Genomic DNA, 25,315 nt, shown 5'->3' on the forward strand with positions numbered 1-25,315 from the left:
GCAGCATGCAGGGATACCAAGACACGAACGCTATAGACAGCCACCGATATCAAATTAAAGGATGCTGCGTTCTTTTCCATCTCGGATCTTAGGATCGAAGAATCGGTTAACAGTATCCTTAACGACAGGGATCTCAATGAAGACCTAGGGCGTTTGGGTTAATGTGAGCGAGATTACTGGAATGAGATGCGACGGCGTTGTAGAGTATATTTATGAGTATAAACCATAAGCCTTCTGTCGATGAAAGCATTTTTCTAATAACGTTAAACTAACAAGTAATACACGGTAAAGTAAGTCTGCGAGCGTGAATCCGTCCTGCGATCCGTTATTTATGTCATTCTTTGGGGCGTTTACGGGTTTATCCTAGGCAGGAAAGGGATAAGGTTCATCAGGTTCTTAACGTATTATTGGGGAATCGGGATGTTAATATATATATATATTGGGTTACTTGTTACAACTTGAGTGGCTGCAGTTACTTCCTAATCTTGCAGTGTTTATTTTCGCAGGTCCCTTATACGGATTAAGGCATCTTGGCCAACCATCAGAGAAATACCTCAAAAACGTTAGGAATCACCAGGCCACCCCAATCGGATAGGAGGCTACCCATTAGTTGAGTAGCCGACCTTCCACACCACCGTACGTACCGTTCGGTATACGGCGGTTCAACCGTTTAAGTGCAATTGACGAAGGCGCTCGTACTGGGCAGGGAAGTCATAATACCCTGCCCGTGCGAGCTTTTCGTTTGTAACAGAGCGTTGTAATACCGCGCTTCCGGCAATGCGCCAATAACCCAGCCGAGTGTTTCCCCATGGGTAGGCCTGCCATTCCGGCACTCCCAGCTTCCGCAGGTTCTGCACCTTCGTTTTCGGCTTCTTCCACTGCTTCCAGATGTACATGCGTACCCGCCTTCGCAGCCATTCATTCCAGCTTTGCAAGATTCGTTTCATGTCGGCTACATAGTAATAACCGATCCATCCACGAATGTAGACTTTTACCTTCTCCATAACCTGCCTGACATTTCTTCCTTGACTTCGGCTCGTCAGTTCTTTCAGCTTCTTCTTTGCTTTGGCAAGGGATTGCGGGTGGACTCGAATAAATACGCCGCTTCCGTTCTTCCCCAATGCAAAGCCTAGGAATTTGAAATGCTTCCGGGCAACTGCACTGACCACCTTGCTTTTCCGAGCGTTCATCTGGAGTCTTAGTTTGTTCTCAAGATATTTCCGGCATGATTCCAGAAGCCGCGTTGCTGCTCGCTTGCTCTTGGCTAGCACCACGATGTCATCCGCATAGCGGATGACGATGACGCCTCGGCTTCTCATCTCCTGATCGAATTCGTTCAGATAGATGTTCGCCAGCAAGGGGGATAAGGGGCCGCCCTGCGGAGAACCTTCCTCTGTTTTGCAATGAACCCCGTTCTCCATAACCCCGCTTTTCAGATATTTCTTAATCAGGTCGGTTACGCGCTTGTCCTGGACTTGCTTGCGCAACAGGCTCATGAGCAACTCATGGTTCAGCGTGTCGAAATACTTCGAGAGGTCGATTTCTACGGCATGGCTGTAGCCCTGCTCTGCATAAGCTTTCACTTGCTGGATGGCCTGCTGGGCGCTTCTTCTGGGGCGGTAGCCGTAGCTTCCCTCCGAGAAGAGCCGCTCAAATAGCGGTTGCAACTGCTGGGCGATGGCTTGCTGAATCACTCGGTCCACCACGGTGGGAATACCGAGTTTTCGCACTCCGCTTCCATCTGGTTTGGGGATTTCCTTGCGCCGTACCGGGCTTGGCTTGTATCTTCCTTCCCGGATGCTTTGCAGTAGCTCGTTTCTGTTTTCTCGCAGCCACGGTAATGCCTCCTCCACGGTCATGCCGTCGATTCCCGGCGCCCCGTGGTTGCTTTTGACTTGCTTGTAGGCTTTGTTCAGGTTGTCCCTGCCCAGGATCCTTTCCAGCAAGTCCTTTGCACCGTCTCTTTCTCTACTCTCCCGAGTGCCAATGCTCTGCGCTCCTGCATACTCTTCGTGTTCCACACTATCCCTTTGCCGGCAGCCCTTTCGGTATTCTGCTTTCATCACACCGACTCTCCTTCCTGTATGTACTCGAGATTTACGATTGTTCGGCCCTTCCCGAAAAAAAAAATTCGGTAGTATGGCCTCTGCTGACTTCTCACAACAAGCTTTACTCCGTCTTTCGGATTTTTTTTTTTCTACTCGACGTCTGTGAGACCTCCCCGGGTAAGAGCGATAACCTTCCCCTCATCTATCTGCCACATTTACATGATAGGATTCGGGCAGTATTGGACTTTGCTTTGGTGTGCAAGCTCGTCCGTCCCACCATGCCTTTTATGTGATTTCTGTTCGTCAGACCGAGGGTTTGCCTCCGGCTTCCTTCAGATTCTACCTCACGGCAGACACCCTTGCCTTTGGCTAACAGTTCCTACTGCCAAGCCTGTAGCGGACTTTCACCGCCAAGTTATCGCCCATGCCGGGCGCACACACCAAAACGACCGCTTTCCGCACTCGGAAAACGGCCGTTGCCACGCCCCACCTGGGCTTTCTATCATCCTTTTTCTTCGGCAAGCTTGTGAATCACAGCCTCCGTAACCGGGATGTCATAGATACGGAGCTCATCCAGCATGCCTTTGAACGGCGGGTCCCACCAGTTTACGCCCAGGCTGAACGTGCCGTCCTCCGTCGTAAACACGTCCGGGAATCCGCTGCCGGCAAACTTTTGATCCCCGTCGATGTAGACCTTCACCGCTCCCTCATCGGCCGTGAAGGCGACATGGTGCCACTCGTTCAACGGGAGCTTAACGCCGGTCGCCCCGTCGTACCAGGCTTCGCCCGACCACAGCATCGTGTTGTTGTCCCACGCTTCCGGCACCAGACTGATCCAGCTTGACGCAGAGCTGGCGCCGAAAAACGTTGTCGTAAACTGCGTATACTGCTGCGGATAAACCCAGAACGAAACCGAATAACGGTTTCCGGCAATCAGTCCGCTTGGCAGCTTGTTCCCGGAACTTCCGTCAAACACCGCCGCCTTGCCGCCAACACCGTCCGCATAAGCCATCGTACCGCCTGTACGGTCAATCCGATCGCCGGTCACGACCCCTTCACCAAACCGGCCATAGGAATCGCTTAAATCGCCCTCAAAAGAAAACCGCGCCTGCAAACCGTACTCCGGATCGATCGGAGCCACGACAACCGTGAACGTTTTGGTGGCGGAAGCTTTCCCTTTCTTAATCGTCGCCGTCAGCGTTGCCGCCGCACCAATCTCTCCAACCTCCGGCGGATAAATCACCCCGGTATCGGAAACAACGCCAGGGTTCGAAGATTTCCAGGCGATCGCAGCGCCGTGGGTCCCTCGCGCAGGAAGGTTCAAATTGGCCATCACCTTGCTCGTATCCCCCAAATCCAGTGCTTCAACCACCGCTTTCACGACCTGCCGGTCCGACATGTCCGGCTGCTGAATCCCCCAAACAGACTCTCCTTTGCTTGAAACGGCTGTAAAGGTCAACGTTTCGCCGCCCAAATCGGCGTCCCAGCCGCGGACGAACACGCCGCGATAAACCTCGTCCCCCAGCGTAAGAGTCGCCTCGTACTTGCCGGACAGCCGCCATTTCCCCGTCACGTCGCCGCTAATCGTGTTGTCCTTGTTCAGGCGGATATGGACTGATTTAACGATATCCCCGGAATAGGCCAGCCCGTGGTTCACGAATTTATAATCGCCGGCCACCTGGGACGCCTTCACCGTTTGCAGGTTTTCCCCGGCATAACGTTCCGGAGCGACGACAAACCACCCGTCCCGGTTGAGGAACATCTGATGGACTCGAACCTCGTGCAGCTCTCCTTGTTGCGGAAAACGCGTATGGAACACGAGAAAATACTTGCCGGTCTGCTCATCATACAGCACCGAATTATGCCCCGGAGACGCATAACCGTAGCCGATGCCCGTGCCGCTGTCCCCGATTTCCCGCTGGAACAGGAAGTTGCCCAGCATTTTGATGCCATAAGCGGAGTTTTCCGTATTCGGCGGCAGTACCGCATTTTGCCCCGCCGCGTCCACATACGGGCCGTCCGGGCTCGCCGTGCGGAACTGCCTGATGTTATATCCGCCGCTTGCGCCAAGCCAGCCGTACGATACGTTCAAATAATAGTAGCCGGTCCCCCGATCATAAACGATGTACGGACCTTCCCCGGACTTCGTATACCCGCCGGCGATTTTCGTGCCGAAATAGCGGTCAACCAGCCTGCCGTCCGCCGTCGTCCCATCCTTCCCGGGAAAAATCGGCCGGCCCGTCGCCGGATCTAGCTCCAGCAGGAAGATTCCACCCGACCAAGAGCCGTAAGCCATCCACAACTTCCCCTCCCCGTCAAAAAACGGCGCGGCATCGATCGCGTTCGGATACAACGTGTTGTTGTAGGAGCCGTCGCTATTGAACCAACCCGCGTTCACGCCCGAAAGAACTCCGCTCTCAATCAGCCGCTCAATATTCGTATTCGTCCACTTTTTGTTCACCTTGCTGTCCGCATCATACGCTTCGTCCCTCGTAAACCCGGAGTACACGACGGTATCCGCGTACTTATAGGGCCCTTCGATATTTTTCGACACCGCCAAGCCGATCGCCGAACGTATATAGGTGGAGGACGCGCTGTAATACATCATGTACGCCCCGCGCGTGCCGTCCTCATTGACGAAATGCTCGTTCCAGATAAGACCCGGCGCCCAGACGGCAAAGCCGCCTTTGCTGTCCGCGTCGTTTTCCCCGGCCCAGGTGAACGAACCGGCCAAATTTTCCGATAAATCCCCATACAGCGCATTGCCCGGCGTTTGGTAGCCGTTCGTGAACGCCGCCCAATTCAGCAAATCGGCGGATTTGGCCGCTTCGATATGCGAACCGAACACGTAATACGTCTCACCGTCCTTAATGATCGAAGGATCGTGCACCGATACGTTCGTAAACGCCGGGGATTTCCCCGGCTTCTTCGCCGCCAGATTGTCGGCGGAAGCCGCGGCCGGCACCAGCATCACGAGGATCAGAACCATCGCCGCGAACCTGCCAAACCCTCTCATTCTCATGAAAACTCCTCCCTGCAATGGAATGGCTGAACCTTAACCCTTAATCCCCGAATTCAGATTGATCGATTGCAAAAAATATTTTTGCGCGAACACAAACAGCAGGAACGTCGGAATGATCGCCAGAATCGCCGAACCCATGAGCTGCCCGATCATCCGGTAATTGCCGTAAATGTCCTGCAGCAGCAGCAGCCCCGCCGTCACCGGCATTTTCACTACATCGGTGTACACGATGACCGGCCAGAGAAAATCGTTCCAGGACCCGACAAACGAAAATAAGCCGCACACGATCAGCACCGGTTTGATCAAAGGCAAAATCACGGAAAAATAAATCCGGAAATCGCCGGCCCCGTCCACGCGGGCGGATTCGTCCAGCTCATGGGGAATCCCTTTCATAAACTGCCGCACCAAAAAAATATTGCCCATGCCCGCCAGCCCCGGAACGATCATCGCCCATGACGTGTTGACCCAGCCAAACGCGTCGATGATTTTGTAGGAAGGAATCAGATTCACGACGGCCGGAAAAAAAGAGATGCCCAGCAGCGTAAAAAACAACGTGTCTCTTCCTTTGAAGCTCATGCGGGAATACCCGTACCCCGTCAGCGAAATGACGACGATCACCAAAAAGGTATGGAACGCCGCAATATACAAAGAATTGCTCAGCCAACGCAAAATGGGCGCCGTCGAGGTATTTTCCAGAATCGTCACATAGTTATCCAAAATCCACTCTACAGGCAGCAGCCTGAATCCGGCGGACACGACCTCCGATTGGGAACGGAACGATGTGGTGATGCCGAAGATCACCGGAACGACCCAAACGACGCACAGCGCGATCAAAAACAGATAAGCGATAAGCCGGCTTAGTTCGCTCGCCGCGCGGTTCTTCATGCGAGTTGACACCCCCTGTTCTTATTTTTCGAACCTTGTCATGGCGTCCCGGATTTAGGAAGCATTCCGGTTCATCACGTAATACTGCAGCGCGGATATGACTAAAATAACGAGGCCCAGCAACACCGCCATCGCGGATGCCATCCCGGCGATCGATTCCCCGGTGCCGAAGGCGAGCTGGCGGATATACATCATCAAGACGTGCGTGCTTTGCCGCGGCCCCCCGTCCGTCATCATCAGCGGCTGGCCGAAAACGTTAAAGGCGCCGGCCGTCGTCATGACAAACGTATAAATGACCGGAAAGCGGATCGACGGCAAGGTGATGCTGAAAAATTTGCGGACCGCTCCCGCCCCGTCTATCTCGGCAGCTTCGTACAAATCTTTGGCGACGCCGTTAATGGAAGCCCGGTAAATGATCATGTTCCCGCCGACGCCGCCCCATACCGTAATGACGATGATGATGATCCAGGCATACGGCTGGTTGGCCGCCCACACGACGTCCGAGCCGAACACGTTGCCCGCGATCCCCAGCTGTTTGTTGAAGATGAGCAGCCAGATCAGCGCCGCGGCCGAAATCGAGATCAGGCCGGGGACATACAGAATGGACTGGATAACACCCTTCAGCTTCACCTTTTTATGCTCCAGCGCGACGGCGATCAGCAAGGGAAGCACGATCAAAATCGGAACGCTGAGTCCAACGAAAATAAACGTGTTTTTCAGCCCGTTCCGAAATTGGTTGTAAAACGTCGAGTCGCCGTCAAACAGAATCGTCTTATAGTTTTGCAGCCCGACCCACACCGGATCGTTCATTAGATTCCACTGCGTAAACGAAGCATAAATTCCGTAGATCGTCGGCACGAAAACAAAAACGGCAAACAAAATGAAGTGCGGTCCTACAAAAAATACGGGCGCAAGTTTGTTTTTCATAGGCGTTTACTCCGCTGCTTTGCCGCTTTCCGCAATTTTGTCTTCCACGTATTTCTGCATCGTTTGCAGCGTTTCGCCGATGCCGACGTTGCCGCGCACGATATCGGCCGCATATGTGTCTACCGCCTCGGCCACGTACGGATAGTATTCATAGGTGTAAATGTAAAGGGACTTAATCTCTTCCTCGTTCGACGTGAAGAAGGATTGGATGTAGTTTTGATATTCGGGATCTTCAAACACCTGCTTGCTGGCTACGATTTGGCCGGCTTTCGCCCATTCCATCGAGTTTTGGCGAATGAATTCCAGGAACGCGCCGATTCCCGCTTCTTTTTCATCGCTGCGTTCGTCGTTTTTGAGCATGGCAAACAGGTGGGAAGATGCCCGGTTCGTGAATTTCTCGGCCGTTGGGGAGTAGATGTTGGTCACGCCGAAGTTCAGGCCCTCCACCGCGGCATGCGCCGTCGAGCTCCAGGTTCCGTCCGTGGAAAAAAGCACGTTCCCGGATTGAAACATCAGGTAACCGTCTTCACCAAACGGCGTCATCAACCCCGCGTCGGCGATTTTTTTGACGTTTTCGAACGCCTGCTTCATCACTTCCGTATTCACGGCCGGTTTTCCGTCCTGCTGAATGTCCCCGCCGAGGTTTTGCACCTGCGCCAAAATCACCCAGCCGAGCAAAGCGTCGTTTACGGCGTAATCGCCTTCATCCAGCTTTCCTTGAAGCGACAGCATTTCATCGATCGTAACCACGTTATCGTCCAGGAACGATTCCACGTTATATTTCTTCAGCAGATCCTTGTTGTAATACATGGCGTTGCCATGAATATCCAGCGGCACCGTATATTGCGTTCCGCCGATATTGCCGGTCGCCCATGCCTGCGGCAAATAATTTTCTTCTTTGATTTCAGGCTGCGACGCCAGGACGGCCGTCATCGGTTCCAGCACGCCCTGCTTTACGTAGCCGGGCACGCGGTCGGCGTGGATAATGGCCAAGTCCGGCACGCCTTTCCCCGTATTCAGCACGGTGGAAATCTTCGTATACATGTCCGCCGTCACGATATGTTTGACTTTTAATTCCGGATTGGTGGCGTTGTAATCTTTGACAAGCTGATCCATATAGGCCCCATCATCCCCGGTCAGCGGCGTCCAAAAGCTGATCGTGTTTTTATCTGCACCACTGCCGCAGGCTGTCAATAAAGCGCTTACCAAAAAAACAAGAATACATGTAACCGTCCACTTTTTTCTCAACGTTTTCCCCTCCAACTTTGTTTTCCCGGATCGGGAATTCACTGCCCTGGTTGTAATCCCTTACAAATTTATCATTCTGGGACCAGCCTCCTTCCTCATCCAATATTTTCATGCGTTATGCTTAAAATACTAATATCGTTGTCCGTACATGTCAACAATTACTTTGTGTTTTTTATTTTATGTACGTACCTATTGATTTGCTTAAAAAATGAGATTTTCGTGGATTTTCGCCGTATTTATTATAAGTTTATTTAAAATAAAAAGTCTAAAACGATTAAATTCCCTCTAAAAATGCAATAAATTCTTTTAATTGTACGTACAAGTTATGTTGCAAAAATATTCCGCTTTTCTTCATCCGGCCGCAAAAAAAGCAGCGCTGTTCGTCCAGGCGACCAACATTCGCTGCTTTGTTTCCAGGCGCTTTATCTAATTTCACGCATCTTTCCTCAGGCATTGCTCGCTGTTTTGCGGTAAGCGGACGGGGAAGTTCCAACGTATTTTCTAAACTTGCTGTGGAAGTAATCGACGTTCGTATAACCGACCTTTTCGGCTACCTGGTACACTTTCAGCCCTTCCTCCAAATACGCCTTGGCCTTTTCGATCCGCACTTTGTCCAGGTAAGTATTAAAGTATTCGCCGGTGGCGTTTTTGAACAGCTTGCCCAAGTAAGCGCTGTTATAATTGAAAATTCCCGATAACGTCTCCAGCTTCAAATTTTCGTTGAAATTGCGGTGAATCAGGTCCAGCATGATCTTCACTTCGCGGTGTTTACCGCCTTCCCCGAGCTGGTGCATAATTTGCTGCAGCAGGAATTCCGTTTTCTCGTACAGTCCCTCAATCGTGCGCATTTTGTGAATCTCCGATAAAAAATCGGAAAACTCTTTGCTGCGGTCCTGCAACGCGGAAGACTGCTTTAAGGCCTTGCCGAGAATCAATGTCAGCACTTCCACAAACCGGCGTTTGATTTCCTTCTCCGGACACCCGCCGGCGGCAAGAGTCTGCCCGGCTTTACGAACGAGCGATTGTATTGCCTCCTGGTTCCCGATATCCAAGGCATAATACAGCTGCTCGCCGATCTCTTCGATCGAGGCGTCCGGCAATTCCGATGGCGCCCCGCTCCGCAACGCTTCCGGAGAAAGTATGGCACCCTGATCCAAAAAGAAATGCCGCTTAATGAGTTCGCACGCCTCAAGGTAGGAACTGCGGATGTCCGGCAGACAGCCGACCTTGTTCCCGAGCGCCGCGGTAAACTCGGCTCCGGTGCCGTTTAGCTCTTCGCGGATCTCTCTGTATACGCTTTCGTATTCTACAGCGAGCAGCGGATCTTTTAACAGCACGCCAAGCTTGGCCTGAATGCCGAACACCCAGCCCCGCCCGGTATCCTCAAACATGTGGCCCAGTTTTTTTCTCAGCAACTCCCCCGCGCCCAGATCGGCATCGTCTTCGGCATGTACGGCCAACAGCAAAACCTGATAAACCTTGCCCGTAATTCCCACTTCTCCGGCCCGTTCGCAGATCGGCACCGTCTGCTGCTCATCCGCCCCCGCCAAAACGGACTGGATCAGCGATTCGCGGGTCCACTCTGCCGTAACGTGCTTCCATTCCTCGGATGCGGTCTCTTCGTCGACCGCCTTTTTGATTTTCGCCAAGTATTCCTCAAGCTCATCCTCGTCAACCGGCTTCAGCAAATAACCGTCCACCCGCTGGGTCATCGCTTGTTTGGCATAGCTGAAGTCCGCGTAACCGCTGAGGATCAAAATATGAAGCTGCGGATCCTCGCTCCGCAGCTTTTCAATCAGCTGCAAACCGTCCATCCCGGGCATTCGGATATCGGCCACAACCAAGCCGGGATGATGCCGCCTATATTTATCCAGCGCCTCGTTTCCGTTTGCGGCCGTGTCAACCACATCGTACCCGAGCGCATTCCAGTCGATAAATGTACGAAGCCCCTCGCGCAGCTTCGGCTCGTCGTCAACAATTAGCACTTTAATCATGCTGCATTCCTCCAGCCGGAAAATGTTTCGCATACACCAACCTTCCAGCGAATGGTCTGATGAAACGTTTACAATAATTATAAGTTATTCGCAAAAAGAGGAACAAACATTATCCTGCTCCGTTATAGCACTATTTTGATCCCCCGGCGGCGCAAACCATAAAAAAAACCTCGCGTTGGCGAGGTCCTTTGTCGTGCAAACCCATACGTTGGATGTGCTGGAGGGATGGGTATGGGGCTCTAACGGACTCCAGCGACCTTATTCATCCATTTCCCGGGTATTTCCCGGCCTAACGGACCCAGTTGACGCTATTTCACTCTAAACCAGTTCACCCGGGCCGATTTGAGCTAAATAAGGTCATCTGTGTCCGTTACATTTTGCAAACCTCCGTTTTTCCGCAAATAACGGCTCTAGTGTCCTTTAGCCTCCTGTTCCCTCCATAGTATAAAAAAAGCAGCCTCCCTGCGGCCATCCGGCAGCGGTTGGTTGCCTTTTTCTCCGGGTCTATTCCGTCATATCTCGCCTCAAGAGCGAACTCCGTCTGGCACGGGAATGCCGAAATCCGGGGTTCCGTCGGGATTCCAGGCGAAATACTGGGCCCGGGTGTGGCGGTTCGGATCGTACAGCGGATCGCCGGCGATTTCCTTGTAATTACGCGCGTGATAGATCAGAACGTCCCGGCCGTCTTCGGAGACGGTAAAGCTGTTATGCCCCGGCCCGTATTGCCCCGTCTCCTCGTTCGTACAGAATACGGGAACCGGCGATTTCGTCCAGGCCGCCGCATCGAGCGGATCGGCTTCCTCGCTGGCCGACAGCAGCCCCATGCAATAATGATGATCGGTAGCACTGGCCGAATACGCGATAAAAATACGCCCGTTCCGCTTTAATACCGCCGGACCTTCGTTCACTTTAAAGCCGATCGTTTCCCACGGAAGCTCCGGCGTCGCAATCATCACCTGTTCCCCGGTCAGGGTCCACGGGTTGCTCATTTTTGAAATGTACAGATTGGAGTTGCCCTCAATGTCCGGGTCCTTCTGCGCCCAGACATAATACAGCACCCCACGGTGCTCAAACGTCGTTGCGTCCAGGCAGAACGTTTCCCAGCGAGTGCGGACCTGCCCCTTTTCTTCCCACCGGCCTTCCAGGGGGTTGGCCGATTCATTTTCAAGCGCATACATCCGGTGGTCGAACAGACCTTCCTTCGTCTCCGTCGTACGGGCGGCGGCAAAGTAGATGTACCACTTACCGTCGATATAATGAATCTCCGGCGCCCAGATGTTGGCGCTCAGCGGGCCGGAGTCGTATTTGCGCCAGGCCACGACCGCTTCAGCCTCCCCCAATCCCTGAATGGTCGCCGATCTGCGGATTTCGATCCGGTCGTATTCGGGGACCGAAGCGGTAAAGTAATAATATCCGTCGCTATGCTTGTATACCCACGGGTCGGCCCGCTGCTCCACGATCGGATTCACAAATTCTCTATTTTTGTCCATCGGTTCTCTCTCCTTTATATATGTGTTCGGAAATAACGGAATATTATGGTCTTATTTTTCACCCGAGTTTTTATAGCTTGCTTATGCCCAGAGCCTCGCCCTAACTTTAATATAGCTCCCCAGTTCCCCAATTCTCTTTTACCCGGTCAACCTTTCACTGCGCCCGCGGTCATCCCGTCGATAAAGTACTTTTGAAACGCGACGAACAAAATAAAGATCGGAATGATGGAAAAAAAGGAGCCGACGATCAGCAGATCGTAGTTGTTGCCGTAAGGCGTCAGCAGTGTTTTGAGCCCGATCGGCAGCGTGTATTTATCGGCGTTGCTCAGCACCATAAACGGCCACAGGAAGTTGTTCCAGCTGTTCATCCCGTTCAAAATCGCCATCGCCGCAAAAGAAGGCTTCATGACCGGAAGGATCAACCGGACGTAAATGCCGTATTCGCTCGCTCCGTCCACCCGGCCGGCCGCGATGATCTCCTTCGGAATTCCGCGCAAATATTGGCGGAAGAAGAAAATCGTCGCCGCGCTGGCGATGCCCGGCAAAATAATCGCCGAATACGAGTTCATCAGCCCGATGTTGTAGGTCAGCGTATACAGCGGCAGCAGCAAAATTTCAAACGGGACCATCATGATGAGGAGGACGCAAACAAACAGCGTGTTTTTTCCTTTAAATTCATAAGCCGAAAAGCCGTAAGCGACCGTTGCGCTGACCAGCAGCGTTAAGACGACCTGCACAACCGTCAGCAACAGCGAATTGAAAAACCACAGAAAATAAGAATGATCCCCGGTAAACAAATAAATGAAGTTGTCGAAGCTCATGGCGGACAAATCAAGCCTCAGGTTCAGCCCGTAACGAATCAAGTCTTCCCCCGGCTTGAAGGAGGCGAGCGTCACCGCGTAAAACGGAATGAGGATCAGCACGCACAACACGGCAAAAAAAACAAAAAGGACGATCTTTAGCGGCAGTTCTTTTTTCATGCTTCCTCCTCCTTTTTGAACATGCCGGTGAAGGCCAGCTGGGTTAAATTAATCGCCATCGTAATGATGAGCAGCACGATGCCAACCGCCGCCGCGTATCCGAGATTGTTCTTCTCGATGCCCTGCCGGTACAAGTAACCGACGATCGTGAGCCCGATATTTTTCGGAGAATTGTTGCCGTTCCATAACATCATGCTCTCGATAAACATCGCCAGCCCCGCGTAAATGCTGATCGTCAGCACGTAAATGGTCGTGGGCTTCAGCAGCGGCATGGTGATTTTCGTAAAGCGCTGGAAACGCGAGGCTCCGTCGATCGACGCGGCTTCGTAGTATTCTTCGGGAATGCTTTTAAGTCCGGATAAAAAATAAAGCATATTAACCCCCGTCCACCGCCACGTCGCCAGCGCCACCAAAGCGATCATCCCGGTCGTCTGCCCCTTCAGAAACTTGACCGGATCCATGCCGAACCAGCCCAAAAAGCTGTTGATGAGCGAGCCTTCCATTTCGCCGAACATCAGCCGGAAGATCGTCCCGGCCACGACGACGGAAGTCAATGCGGGAAAGAAAAACGAGGACTTGAAAAATTCCCTTCCCCACATGAATTTGGTGTTGATCATCACCGCAAACAGCATCGGAAACGGAATGAGGATCACCAAGGTCAGCACCATATAGACGGCGCTGTTTATCACCGCTTTAAGAAACACGCCGTCGCCCATCAATTTGCCGTAGTTGTCAAAACCGATCCAGGCCGGTTCCTGTCCCAAGGTGACTTTTTGGAAGCTCATCCCGACCGAGTTCGCCAGTGGATACACCCAAAACATAAGAAACACCAGCACAAACGGCAACACAAAAACGTAAGGAGCAACTTTTTGCGAGTATAGGAATTTTTTTATCATCACTCTACTCCTTTTTAAATGGAGCTACTCTTCGTGGAAAGAGCAGCTCCGCAGCTTTTTCATTCTATTTGAGTTCCTGTTCGATTTGCGCCTGGGCATCGTCCAGCGCCTGCTTGATGTCTTTGCCGTCTTCGAAAATTTCGTTCAGCGCGACCGTGCACAGCACGTTGTTGATCGTCGGTGAAGCCGAAGTCGATTTGATCAGTTGGATTTCGTCTTTAATCTCATTCAGCACGTCAAACGGGTTGTTGATGAAATATTTCACGAACTGGTTTTCCGGATTGTGCGTTACGTCTTTCATGTCCCATACGTCCATATTGACCGGGTCAAACCCGAGCGTATTCCAAATCTCTTTGTTTGCGTCCAGAGACAGTTTGGCGAAGGCAAGGAAGTCCTTGGCGAGCTGCACATCCTTCGCCGTCTTGGTCACCACGGTCCCCGTTCCGCCGCCGCCCACCGATCTCGGCATGCCTTCCTCGATCACCGGGATTGGCGCAATCGCGATTTTGCCGGTAAGATCCTTCATATAGTTCGTGTACCGCGACATCTGCCACAGCGGCATGAAAGCGGTCGCATAGTTTCCGGCATTAAACTCGCCGTAAGCTTCCTCCGTATCCGGCTGTCCGCCGGCGATCGTGGCGATAACGTTGTTGTCCTGCAGATCTTTCAAAATCGTCAAGGCTTTGACCATTTCCTCGGAGTTGACCTTCGGGGTGCCCGCGTCATCCGTAAAGTCGCTGCCTTGCTGCGCCAACAACTGGGAGGTCTGCCAGGTTGCGCTCGTATCGGCGGTGCCCATGTATTTGCCGGTTTTTTCATACACTTTAATTCCGGCTTCCTTGAAATCGTCCCAGGTCTTGATTTGCTTGTAGTCCACGCCCGCCTCTTCCAGGATCTCCGTATTATAGAAAGCCACGGATGCGCCAACATGGGTAGGAATGCCGTAGTTAACCCCGTCTTTGCTATAAAGTTCGATCCGCGATTTGACGATCGTATCCCGGTAAGGATCGATAACGTCGTTCAACGGCTCCAGCTGCGGTTCACCCGCCAAAAAGTCCGGGAATTTCCCCAGCTCGATATCGGCGATGTCCGGAGCGCCTACGCCCGTTTGCACCGCAATAGACAATTTATTGTGCATATCGTCATAAGGCATGACCGTAACATTCAATTTGATTTGCCGGTCCGGATTTTCGGCGTTCCACTTCTCCAGCATCTTCTCGAAATGCTGTCCGTGCAGTTCCACAAACGTCCAATAGGACAGCTCCGTCGCGGTTTCGCCGGCCCCGCCTTCGAGCACGGAGGTTTCCCCTCCGGCCGTCGACGAGGACTTGCTGCAGCCCCATAAAAACGTGGCCATCGTTAAAATCAGAAGCATGGCTATTCCTTTTTTCATACTTGACCCTCCCTGGAATTTGAATTTCTACACGCTTTATACTATTCAGTTGCTTGTTTGCTTAGGCGTATGACGTTCCAAGACGCTTTGGCAAGACGGGCGCTGACCATACCGTCCCGGCACACTGCATTTCCCCCGGTATGAGGTTTTACGTTCTCCCGGTCCGCCGTATTGACGGCCTTCAAATCCTCATGTCCCAGCACAAGATGCTGGGTCAAGCGGTATCCCTCAAAACCGCGAATATCGCAGGTAAGCTCCAGCGCTTCCTGAAGATGGCGATTGACGGCAAAAATCGTGAGTTCCTCTTCCGCTTCGTTGTAAACGACGGCGCTGTCCAGGTAAGGAACATCGGTGAAATCCTGCGCGTCATAAACCGGCGAGTCGACGATCGGCAGCAGCGACGTGCCGCGTCCGTATTTGGACACATGCATATATGGATAAAAAATCGTCTGCTTCCAGGCTCGGCCGCCGTTTTCGGTCATAATCGGGGCGATGACGTTGACCAGTTGAGCCATGCAGGCCATTTTGACCCGGTCGGCGTGGCGCAGGAACGTAATCAGCATGCTGCCGACGAGCAGCGCGTCCTCGAAGTTGTAGATGTCCTCGAGCTGCGGCGGAGCGATGCTCCACGGCGCGATTTGCGCGTCCGCCTGATTGGAGTGGTACCAGACGTTCCATTCATCAAAGCTGAGGTTCATCGTTTTTTTGCTGCGTTTTTTCGCTTTGATGTAGTCGCATGTCGCGATCACCGTGCGGATGAAATGGTCCATATCCATTGATCTGGCCAAATAATTGGCCGTGTCGTTGTCCCGGTTGCCGTAATATTGATGCAAGGATATGTAGTCGGCTACCTCGTAGGTGTGATCGAGCGTAATCGCTTCCCATTCCGGGAACGTCGGCATTGAGGAACTGGAGCTTCCGCAGGATACGAGCTCGATGTCCGGGTCCACCAGGCGCATCGCCTTGGCCGTCTCATAAGCGATCCGGCCGTATTCCTGAGGCGTCTTCTGCCCGATTTGCCACGGTCCGTCCATCTCGTTGCCCAGGCACCAGGTTTTGATGCGATGCGGCTGTTCGTAGCCGTGGCTCCGGCGTAAATCGCTCCAGTAGCTGCCGCCGGGATGGTTGCAGTATTCGATCAGGTTTCTGGCCGCGTCTACGCCGCGGGTGCCCAGGTTTACGGCCATCATCACCTCCGAGCCGATTTCCTTCGCCCAAGCCGCAAACTCGTTAGTTCCTACCGCGTTTGGCTCCACCGTTCTCCAGGCCAGCTCCAGCCGCTTGGGGCGAGCTTCCACGGGGCCGACTCCGTCCTCCCAGCTATAGCCGGAAACGAAGTTTCCGCCCGGATAGCGGATAATAGGTACGTTTAGCTCCTGAATCAACTGCTTTACGTCGCTGCGGAAGCCTAAACTGTCCGCCGTAGCGTGCGCAGGCTCGTAAATCCCCCCGTATACCGCCCTGCCCAAATGCTCGATAAATGAGCCGTATATGCGTTTATCAACTTCGGCAATCTTGAAAGCTTTGTCTACGACCATGCTTGCTCTTGGTGCGGTTGACGACAATGGTATCACCTTCCGTTTTATAATTTTATAAACTGATTTGAAATAACTTGAATGAATCCGCTTACAGGTATAAAATAGCACATGAGAATATCGTTGTAAATATATTTTTCTAAATCTTTTTATGTTTTTGTGAAATCAATTTAAAACAAGCTGATAAACTGTAGTTTTTTCGGCAAAACGAACATTCAACCTGTGCTTTACCGAGTATTTCATTTTATAATTTAGTAAATTTAAGCGTGTATTTCCTGCAAATTTTAACTAATTTTGAAGTTGGATTTACATTTTTTTATTTAACTATTTATTAAACAGTATCATTAGTTTATAATTATCTAAAATAAACAAAAATAGAACTCTATTATTTCTAGCGGAAGAAGGTCTATGACGATGATCTACATTAAGGATTTGATGAGCGGGATTGATATTTTTAAAGCGTTAAGTTCGGAGATCAGAATTCAAATCCTCGAATTGCTCGCCAAAAATCAGGCGTTGAATTTAAACGACCTGGCCACCAAGTTGGGCCTCAGCAACGGCGCGATCACGATGCATATCAAAAAGCTGGAAGAGAGCGGACTGATCGAAATCAACACCTCCGTCGGCAAACACGGCATCCAGAAAATTTGCTATTTGAATAAGGATAAGTTGATGGTGGATCTGCGGAGCAAAGAAGTGGACAATTTATACGAAGTGGAAATTCAGGTCGGGCACTACAGCAATTATCAGGTTCTCCCTACCTGCGGGCTGGCCACCAAAGACAGCATCATCGGCGATTTTGACGATCCTCGTTATTTCGCTGATCCGCAGCGGATCGATTCGGAGATCATCTGGCTGTCCGAAGGTTACCTGGAATACCGGATCCCGAACTATCTCAAACCAAATCAGACGTTCCGCGAGATCCAATTTTCGCTGGAGCTTGGCTCGGAAGCTCCGGGTTTTAACGACAATTATCCGTCGGACATCTATTTTTATCTGAACGGCGTGGAGCTTGGCTTCTGGACGAGTCCAGGGGATTTTGGGGACGCCCGCGGAACCTTCAATCCGGACTGGTGGCCGCCGCATTTGAACCAGTACGGCATGCTCAAGCTGATCCGCATCAACCATGAAGGCAGCTTTATCGACGGCTGCCGGATTTCGGACGTCACGCTGGGTGAAATCGGACTTGACTACAAATCCGAGCTGACGCTGCGTATCGCCGTCACCGACAAAGCCGTCAACAAGCGGGGCCTGACGATCTACGGCAAAAACTTCGGCAACTACAGCCAGGACCTGCTGGCCCGCGTGCTGTATAATGTGCATGAGGAGTGAGGCAAGCGGTAGGCAGGACACGAGCTCGATATCCAGGTCCACCAGGCGCGCCGCCTTGGCCGTCTCATAAGCGACGCGGCCGGCCGTTAGCGGGTAAACAAGAGCGGGCAAAACAATAGTGCGAAAACGATAGCTGAAGACGATAGCTGGAGACGATAGCTGGAGACGATAGCTGGAGACGATAGCTGGAGACGGTAGCTGAGGATGATAGCCGAAACGACCGCATGACAAAAAGTCTGCCTGAAAAGCTCGATTATTGAGCTTCAGGCAGACTTTCGCTTTGGGCTAAACTCAAGTCAAGAAATAAGGGTATAAAATTCCGCTATTTCGGCGGGATCACCCATTGGGAGAGAAATAGGGGAAATTTATGTCGCTATTTCCTCGAATCGTAGAGAGCTGGCCACTTTGCGCACCTTTCATTGGAAAATAAGGACAAAAAATTCCGCTAATGGGGATGAACATACCGGGTTCCAGAAAATAAGACCATAAAGTTCCGCTATTTCTATGAGGGTAGTCTCGCAAGCAGGTCCGTTAGAAAATGAAACTCCGTCTTTTCGAGCAAATAAGGCCGCTCAGGTCCGTTAGCAGCCAGAGTTTCAAAGTTTGCTCCATGCTGCTAGGCTACATCGTCTGCCCATTATCTACCGTAATGATCTGCCCGGTAAGCGAAGGCTGCTCCAGAAGGGCGCAAATGAGCTGGGCGATCTCTTCCGGCGGGGAAATGCGCTCCAGCGGCAGATGGGTGATGAGCGACCGCATCTGTTCTTCTTTGCCTTCCCACCATCTCGTCGCAACCGCTCCGGGAGCGATGCCGCATACGCGAATCTCCGGCGCCAAAACGTGCGCCAGCGATTTGGTCAACCCGTGTACGGCCGCCTTCGACACGGCATAAGGGAGGGACGAGCCTTTTCCCGTCGTTCCCGCGACGCTTCCGACGTTGACGATCGCCCCTTGTTTCCCCTCTCTCAAATAGGGGGCCGCGGCGCGCGCGCAATTGAACATCCCCTTGACGTTCACCCCAAGCAGCTCGTCCCATATCTCCTCGGTCACGGCTTCCAGATCCTTCATCGCGATATACCGGGTGATGCTGGCGTTGTTGACGAGATAATCGATCGTGCCGAATTGGCGTACCACCTGCTGCACCATATCCCGGACCTCATCGTCCCGCGATACATCCGCCCGGATGGCAAGCGCCCGGCCCCCCGCTTGTTTGATTTCCCGCACGGTCTCTTCCGCCTCCACCGCGGACCGCGAGTAATTAACGGCGACGACCGCTCCTTTTTCGCCCAGCAGCAGGCTGGTGGCCCGGCCAATTCCCGTGCCTCCGCCGGTGACTAAGACTACTTTGTTATAAAAGCTCATATATCAGTTCCTCCTTCTTTACATATCCGTTATGGCGCGGCTCCCTCGCCTCTTCGTCTCGGCCGTGTCGCTCTTTCCGGCCTCCCTTTCTTTGACGCCGCCGTTCCCCTTCTTCCCCTGCCAATTCACCATAAAAATACCGGCACAGATCAACGCTCCGCCCGCATATACATACCAGGTCACCTGCTCGCCCAGCAAGAGCCAGCTCGTGAGCACGCCGAACAGCGGCACCAAAAACAGGAATGCGCTCGTCTTGGCCGGATCGCTGTTTTGAAGCAAATAAAACCAGACCGAAAATTGCACGATCGAGCACATAACCACCAGCCAGAGCAGCACTAGCATCGACGTCAAGGTAACGGAGAAAAAAGGCTGCTCCGTCAGTCCGCTTAAAATAAGCACAGTAATCCCTCCGGCCATCATCTGATAGGCGGCGAGGACCTTCAAATCAAATGACGGGCCGATGCGGTTGATGATAAGCGTGGCAACAGTGAAGCAGACGGCTCCCGCAAAAGAAACAAAGGTCCCGGGTTCGATTTTCATATGCAGTCCAAACGTCAGCATCACACCGGCAAACCCGATGGCAACCCCAAACCATTGCCAAATGCGGTAAGCGCCGCGGTTCATGACCGCCCCGATTACGAGCAGCATCAATGGGCTTGTGCTGGTGATGATCGCCGACTCCCCCGAAGTAATCCAACGCATGCTGTAATAGGCACAGCCCATCACGCCCGCAGACTGAAACAGACCTAGCGCAGCCACCTGCAGCCATTGCTTCAACCCGCGGGGCTGCCGTTTCTTCATCGCCAACAGCGCCAGTAAACCTCCAGCCAAAATGAACCGCATCCCTATCAATAAAAAAGGCGGGGCATAATTTAACCCAAGCTTGCCGACCGGAAAAGCTACCCCCATCAAAAACGTGGTCAACAGGAGCAGACCGGTATATTTGAATCCGTTCATTTTCATGCCGCAGCCTCCTTTTCATGAATCATGTTTGTATTGTACCGGAGGTCCGCAATTATGTATAATGATTGATACAGATATCAGATATCATTTTTTTTGATACCAAAAAGAAACGGAGGAGATCAACCGTGGAGAGTGCGGATTTACGCATCTTTCAGGCGGTGGCCAGGGAGGGCTCCATTACGAAAGCAGCGCTGCGGCTTGGTTACGTACAATCCAATGTGACCTCACGCATTCGCCAGCTGGAGTCCGAACTCGGAACCGCGCTGTTTCATCGCCATAACCGGGGAATGACGCTGTCTTCCGGCGGCAAAATGCTCTTGGACTACGCCGACAAAATCATCGGCTTGCTGGATGAAGCCGCCGCGGCTCTCACCTCTTCCGGCGAACCGGGCGGCCCGCTCCTGATCGGCGCTTCGCAGACGACGGCGGCCGTGCGCCTGCCCAAGCTGCTGAGCCAATATTACAAGCGGTATCCGAAAGTGGAAATTTCGCTGATCACCGAGTTGTCGGAGCGTTTGATGGAAAAGATGCTGCAATACGACTTGGACGTCGCCTTCATCAGCAGCCACTGCAGCCACCCCGACCTGGAGGCCCATCCCGTCTTTGAGGAGGAGGTCGTACTGATCTCCCCGCCGGACATTACAGACGTCGACGAGGCGCTCGCCAAGCCGAATCTTGTGTACAGCAGGGGCTGCGCGTACCGGGAGCTGTTGGAGAATTGGCAGCACACCCGCGACATAACCCGCCCGTACACGATGGAGTTCGGAACGCTTGAAGCCATCATCGGAGGCGTAGGCGCAGGGCTCGGTATCTCGTTGCTGCCACGGATTGTCGTCGAAAAAGAAGCGAGCGCCGGCAATCTTATCGTCCACCAGGTCCCGGAATCTTTCCGGCAAATGAAAACCGAACTGGTCGTACGGAAAAACTCGCATCCCACCAGCGCCCTGCGCGCCCTCATGGCCATGCTGAACATCGGAGAAGGAGAAGAGGAAAAAATCCCTTCATGAAAAACAAGCAAATGCTAAAAAAACGAGCCGATTCGCGGTTTATGCCGCCATCAGCTCGTTTTTTGTTCAAATCGGCTTAACATCCTCGGAGTTTCCTCACCGGTATCCCGCCGAGGCCCCTTTATCATGCGTCGCCCGACATCACTCGCCCGCTTCGTTAAGCGCCCGCAGCAAAGTATGCCGGTCCCGGACCCGATGGGCTTCACGCAGGCTGCGCGCGAATAATTCATCGTCGATGCCCAGTTCCGTTCGGCTCGCCGGTCCGCCCGCCTGGCGAAGCAAATCGCGAAGCTGCGCCTCGGACGGCAGGTCCCGCAGCCATTCGCGGACCTGCGCGCCATGCTGCCGGAGCGCCTCCGGCTCGGCGCCCGGGCAGATCCCCCGCCCGGCCGCGTCATGGTAAACGCGGGCGATCTCGGCGCAGGCCGCGCCCACTTTCGCGCCGTGCAGCACCGCCCGCTCGCCCCGGCGCAAAAATTCCATCTCCCAATAATGGGAGAGATGGTGCTCCGCGCCCGAGGCCGGGTGCGACTGCCCGAACAGCAGCATGGCGATGCCAGACTCGATCAGCGCCGTCATCAGGGCGCGGATGCCCTCCTCCGAGCGGGCGCCGATCTCCCCGGCATGCTCCACGCACGAACGCAGCGCCCGTTCGGTAATCAGGGCCGCCTGTTCGTCATACGGTTCCCCCGCCGTCAGGCTGGAGAACTTCCAGTCGAACAGGGAGGTGTATTTGCCCAGCATGTCGCCGAAGCCGGCGGCGACCAGGCGCTGAGGCGCCGACATCAGGATATCGAGGTCGGCAAAAATGGCGACCGGCGGCACGGCCGGGACCGTCTTCTTGACGCCGCGGATGATGAGCGGCGCGCCGGCGGAGGTGAAGCCGTCCACGGAAGGCGCGGTCGGGACGGAAACAAACGGCTTGCCGCTTTTATGGGCGGCAAAGCGGACGATGTCGTGGATCGTGCCCGACCCGACGGCGATCAGCGCATCCGTCTCCTCCGGACTGACCTCCAGCAGCAATTGGACAAGCGACGCTTCTTCAGCCACGACGTCGCCCACGTCGTTCGGCTGGATCAAGCATAGCTTGGCGGCGAGTCCGGCGCCCTCAAGATCGCGGGCCAGCCTTTCGCCCGCCGCTTTGTACGTGTTCTCGTCCGCCACCAAAATGGAGCGGTGATATTCCCGCTCCCGCAAAAAAGGCGCGACCTCCCGCAGCACTCCCCGCTCCAGCTCAATCCGCTCCAAATGCTGTAATTGCCAACCATCCATCTCCAGCATGGTCCCTCTCCCTCCTATTCACATAAACCTGCCTTTTCACATAAACCTGCCTTCTACTCGCACGAACACATCGCCCACCAATATTATCGCATACCATACGCCGGTAATCCTATGAAACATTTCTCCGCAACCTGACGCCCTCCACCTCTCATTGGAAAAATCCAATAGATTGTCGGAATTCGAACGCCATTTCACCCGCTCATTGGAAAACTTCCAATAGATTTCGCTCAGATTGCCCATTTTGCACCCTTCCGAGCCAATCTATTGGAAAATATCCAATCAAGCCGCTGTATTTACCAATTAATCTCCAATTCTATTGGAGTAATTCCAATCGGAACATGGTGTCAGGTCAAAACATGGTGGCAGGACGCGGAAACCTGTCATCCGACGATATCACTTACTCCGCCGATTTCTTAATCCGCTTCAGCCGCTTCATAACGTCGTTTTCGCCGCGCCCGAAGTAGTCGTGCAGCTTGCTGTATTCCTGATACAAGCGGTCGTACACTTTGACATGCTCCGGATTCGGCTTGAACGTTTCCTCTTTGACCCGGGCCATTTTGTCGGCCGCGTCGAGGATCGTGTCGTAGCCTCCCGCCGCCGCGCCGGCCGCCACAGCCGCAAACATCGCCGCGCCCAGCGCCGGCGTCTGCTTGGAATCGGCCACGAAAATTTCGCGGTTCGTCACGTCCGCGTAAATTTGCATCAGCAGGCGGTTTTTTTGCGGCAGGCCGCCGCAGGCATACAGCGCGTCGACGCTAACGCCGTTCTCATGGAACGCGTCAACGATCTTGCGGGTGCCAAAGGCAGTCGCCTCCAACAGCGCCCGGTAAATTTCCGGCGGCTTGGTCAGCAGCGTCATGCCGAGAATCATCCCGGTCAAATCGGTATCGACGAGCACGGACCGGTTGCCGTTCCACCAGTCGAGCGCCAGCAGACCGGTTTGCCCCGGCTTGTAAGCGGCCGCTTCCCGCTCCAGCCATTGATGCACGTTCAGACCTTCTTTGTCGGCCGCTTCTTTGACGTATGCCGGAAGCGCTTCCTCGACGTACCATTCAAAAATATCGCCTACCGCCGATTGCCCTGCTTCATAACCGTAATACCCCGGAATGATGCCGTCCTCGACGACGCCGCACATGCCTTCCACCTGCTTCTCCTCGGTGCCCAGCAGCATATGGCAGATCGACGTGCCCATCGCCATCACCAATTTCCCCGGCGTTACAACGCCGACGGCCGGTACGGCCGCATGCGCATCGACGTTGCCGACCGCGACGGCGATGCCTGGCGCAAGGCCCATCATCTCCGCCATCTCCGGCAGCAGCCCGCCCGCGCTCGTACCGAGCGGAATCACTTCGCCGCGCAGCTTCGTGTCCGTCAGATTTTCCAGACGCGGATCAAGCGCTTTGAAATACTCCTTGCCCGGATAGCCGTCCTGCTTGTGCCAGATCGCCTTATAGCCGGCCGTGCAGCTGTTGCGCACGATGGTGCCGGTCATTTGCGCAATGACCCAATCCGTCGCCTCCAGGAACATGTCGGCTTTTTCATAGATTTCCGGCGCTTCGTCGAGAATTTGCCATACCTTCGCAATCATCCACTCGGACGAGATTTTCCCGCCGTACCTTGGCAAAAAAGCTTCCCCCCGCGCGGCGGCGATCTCGTTGATTTTATCGGCTTCCGGCTGGGCGGCATGATGCTTCCACAGCTTTACCCAACTGTGCGGATTATCCGTCAGCTCCGGGTCGAAGCTGAGCGGCTGCCCCTTGGTATCGACCGGCAGCATCGTGCAGGCGGTAAAATCGATCCCGATCCCGATCACGTCGGCCGGGTCGATCCCCGACTCCTTCAGCACCGCCGGTACGGAACGCCGCAGCACTTCCAGGTAATCGCCGGGATGCTGCAGCGCCCAGTCATGTTCCAGCCTGATCCCGGACCCGGGAAGATGCTCATCGATCACATGATGCGGATAAGGCGTAACGTGATCGGCAACCTCATGGCCGTTCGACAGATCGACCAGCACGGCGCGTCCGGACTGGGTCCCGTAGTCGACGCCAATCGTGTATTTTTTGCCCATGTTCATACCCTCCCCAAAAAAATAGCGAACGCCCGCTCGCGGCAAAACTTGCTTTTTCCCATGACGTTCGCTTCATTTGCTTTGACCTTCGCACAACTTGCTTTAATTACTTCTGCCCATAGTACGCGTTCGCCCCGTGCTTGCGCAGGAAATGGCGGTCGAGCAGCGTCTGGTCCATCGGCGGCGTGTCCGGGTTAATCTGCAGCATACGGGCGGCGATTTTCGCCACCTCTTCCAGCACCACCGCGTTATGCACGGCGTTGTGGGCGTCCTTGCCCCACACGAACGGAGCATGCGAATGCACCAGTACACCAGGCACCTGATTGGGGTCCAACCCCTTAAACCGCTCTACAATCACATTGCCGGTCTCCAGTTCGTAAGCCCCATCGATCTCCGCTTTGGTCATCGGCCGCGTCACGGGAATTTCTCCGTAAAAATAATCCGCGTGCGTCGTCCCGTACGCCGGCAGCGCCCGCCCGGCCTGCGCCCAGCTTGTGCCCCACGGCGAGTGCGTGTGCACGACGCCTCCGATATCCGGGAACGAACGGTAAAGCACCATATGCGTCGGCGTATCGGAGGAGGGGCGCAAATCGCCCTCCACCACATTCCCTTCCAGGTCGACCACGACCATATGCTCCGCCTTCAATTCCTCATAGGGGACACCGCTTGGTTTAATGACAAACAAACCGCTTTCCCGGTCGATTCCGCTGACGTTCCCCCAGGTAAAAGTAACAAGCCCGTGTTTCGGCAGGTCCAGATTCGCTTCCAGCACCTGCTGTTTTAACGCTTCCAGCATCGTTCGTCCAGCTCCCTTCCGAATCCATTTCAAGTTAACCCAAAGTTTCACGTTCCCAAAAATACTCCCGCCGCAGCGGGGGGATTCC

At 53.8% G+C, this 25,315-nt stretch carries 19 protein-coding genes; 2 read left to right on the forward strand and 17 right to left on the reverse strand.

The window, feature by feature from the left end; all coding sequences use genetic code 11:
• Positions 1-662: 662 nt before the first annotated feature.
• From ltrA to arfA, 12 genes are all read right to left on the reverse strand, one after another.
• A complete protein-coding gene (gene ltrA, locus EHV15_RS31050; protein ID WP_128634663.1) occupies positions 663-2,063 on the reverse strand; it encodes a group II intron reverse transcriptase/maturase in 1,401 nt (466 codons plus the stop codon).
• Positions 2,064-2,550: 487 nt separating this feature from the next.
• Positions 2,551-5,070: a LamG-like jellyroll fold domain-containing protein gene (locus tag EHV15_RS31060; RefSeq protein WP_128634664.1), complete on the reverse strand. Its 2,520-nt coding sequence runs from the start codon at positions 5,068-5,070 to the stop codon at positions 2,551-2,553.
• A 33-nt stretch (positions 5,071-5,103) separates the two neighbouring features.
• Positions 5,104-5,955 (reverse strand): carbohydrate ABC transporter permease, encoded by an 852-nt coding sequence (locus EHV15_RS31065; RefSeq protein ID WP_128634665.1) that lies wholly within the window; start codon positions 5,953-5,955, stop codon positions 5,104-5,106.
• Positions 5,956-6,009: 54 nt separating this feature from the next.
• Positions 6,010-6,882, reverse strand: a complete 873-nt coding sequence (locus EHV15_RS31070; protein WP_128634666.1) for a carbohydrate ABC transporter permease — start codon at positions 6,880-6,882, stop codon at positions 6,010-6,012.
• A 6-nt stretch (positions 6,883-6,888) separates the two neighbouring features.
• Entirely contained in the window at positions 6,889-8,130 is a 1,242-nt protein-coding gene (locus tag EHV15_RS31075; protein ID WP_128634667.1) for an extracellular solute-binding protein, read from the reverse strand.
• A gap of 274 nt (positions 8,131-8,404) precedes the next feature.
• Positions 8,405-8,566: a hypothetical protein gene (locus EHV15_RS36730; protein WP_178075998.1), complete on the reverse strand. Its 162-nt coding sequence runs from the start codon at positions 8,564-8,566 to the stop codon at positions 8,405-8,407.
• Positions 8,567-8,576: 10 nt separating this feature from the next.
• Positions 8,577-10,124 carry a response regulator transcription factor gene (locus EHV15_RS31080; RefSeq protein ID WP_128634668.1) on the reverse strand — a complete coding sequence of 516 codons (1,548 nt, stop codon included), beginning with the start codon at positions 10,122-10,124 and terminating at the stop codon, positions 8,577-8,579.
• 524 nt (positions 10,125-10,648) lie between these two features.
• Positions 10,649-11,614: a glycoside hydrolase family 43 protein gene (locus EHV15_RS31085; RefSeq protein ID WP_128634669.1), complete on the reverse strand. Its 966-nt coding sequence runs from the start codon at positions 11,612-11,614 to the stop codon at positions 10,649-10,651.
• A 146-nt stretch (positions 11,615-11,760) separates the two neighbouring features.
• Positions 11,761-12,594: a carbohydrate ABC transporter permease gene (locus tag EHV15_RS31090; protein WP_128634670.1), complete on the reverse strand. Its 834-nt coding sequence runs from the start codon at positions 12,592-12,594 to the stop codon at positions 11,761-11,763.
• The gene (locus tag EHV15_RS31095) at positions 12,591-13,490 is read right to left on the reverse strand and encodes a carbohydrate ABC transporter permease (protein WP_128634671.1); all 900 of its coding nucleotides are present in this window, start codon (positions 13,488-13,490) and stop codon (positions 12,591-12,593) included. Before EHV15_RS31095 ends, EHV15_RS31090 begins: the two co-directional genes overlap by 4 nt.
• A gap of 64 nt (positions 13,491-13,554) precedes the next feature.
• Entirely contained in the window at positions 13,555-14,883 is a 1,329-nt protein-coding gene (locus EHV15_RS31100; RefSeq protein WP_128634672.1) for an ABC transporter substrate-binding protein, read from the reverse strand.
• A gap of 41 nt (positions 14,884-14,924) precedes the next feature.
• A complete protein-coding gene (gene arfA, locus EHV15_RS31105) occupies positions 14,925-16,421 on the reverse strand; it encodes an arabinosylfuranosidase ArfA (protein WP_128635632.1) in 1,497 nt (498 codons plus the stop codon).
• A 411-nt stretch (positions 16,422-16,832) separates the two neighbouring features.
• Here arfA and EHV15_RS31110 point away from each other — a divergent pair, with 411 nt between their 5' ends.
• A complete protein-coding gene (locus EHV15_RS31110; protein WP_128634673.1) occupies positions 16,833-17,750 on the forward strand; it encodes an ArsR/SmtB family transcription factor in 918 nt (305 codons plus the stop codon).
• 621 nt (positions 17,751-18,371) lie between these two features.
• Here EHV15_RS31110 and EHV15_RS31115 read toward each other — a convergent pair.
• The gene (locus tag EHV15_RS31115) at positions 18,372-19,112 is read right to left on the reverse strand and encodes an SDR family NAD(P)-dependent oxidoreductase (RefSeq protein WP_128634674.1); all 741 of its coding nucleotides are present in this window, start codon (positions 19,110-19,112) and stop codon (positions 18,372-18,374) included.
• 18 nt (positions 19,113-19,130) lie between these two features.
• A complete protein-coding gene (locus EHV15_RS31120) occupies positions 19,131-20,075 on the reverse strand; it encodes a DMT family transporter (RefSeq protein WP_246061838.1) in 945 nt (314 codons plus the stop codon).
• 125 nt (positions 20,076-20,200) lie between these two features.
• Between EHV15_RS31120 and EHV15_RS31125 the strand changes: the two genes are divergently transcribed.
• Positions 20,201-21,082, forward strand: coding sequence for a LysR family transcriptional regulator (locus EHV15_RS31125; RefSeq protein ID WP_128634675.1), 882 nt, complete (start codon positions 20,201-20,203; stop codon positions 21,080-21,082).
• A gap of 141 nt (positions 21,083-21,223) precedes the next feature.
• Here EHV15_RS31125 and EHV15_RS31130 read toward each other — a convergent pair whose 3' ends face one another.
• The 3 genes from EHV15_RS31130 to araD all read right to left on the reverse strand — a co-directional run bounded on the left by EHV15_RS31130 (position 21,224) and on the right by araD (position 25,227).
• Complete coding sequence (locus EHV15_RS31130) at positions 21,224-22,363, reverse strand: sn-glycerol-1-phosphate dehydrogenase (protein ID WP_128634676.1); 1,140 nt, start codon at positions 22,361-22,363, stop codon at positions 21,224-21,226.
• 397 nt (positions 22,364-22,760) lie between these two features.
• Positions 22,761-24,431 (reverse strand): ribulokinase, encoded by a 1,671-nt coding sequence (locus tag EHV15_RS31135; protein WP_128634677.1) that lies wholly within the window; start codon positions 24,429-24,431, stop codon positions 22,761-22,763.
• 106 nt (positions 24,432-24,537) lie between these two features.
• On the reverse strand, positions 24,538-25,227 hold the full coding sequence (gene araD, locus EHV15_RS31140) for an L-ribulose-5-phosphate 4-epimerase (protein WP_128635634.1): 690 nt from the start codon (positions 25,225-25,227) through the stop codon (positions 24,538-24,540).
• Between the last annotated feature and the right edge of the window lie 88 nt (positions 25,228-25,315).

The sequence above is a fragment of the Paenibacillus oralis genome, assembly GCF_003863965.1.
Lineage (GTDB): Bacteria > Bacillota > Bacilli > Paenibacillales > Paenibacillaceae > Fontibacillus > Fontibacillus oralis.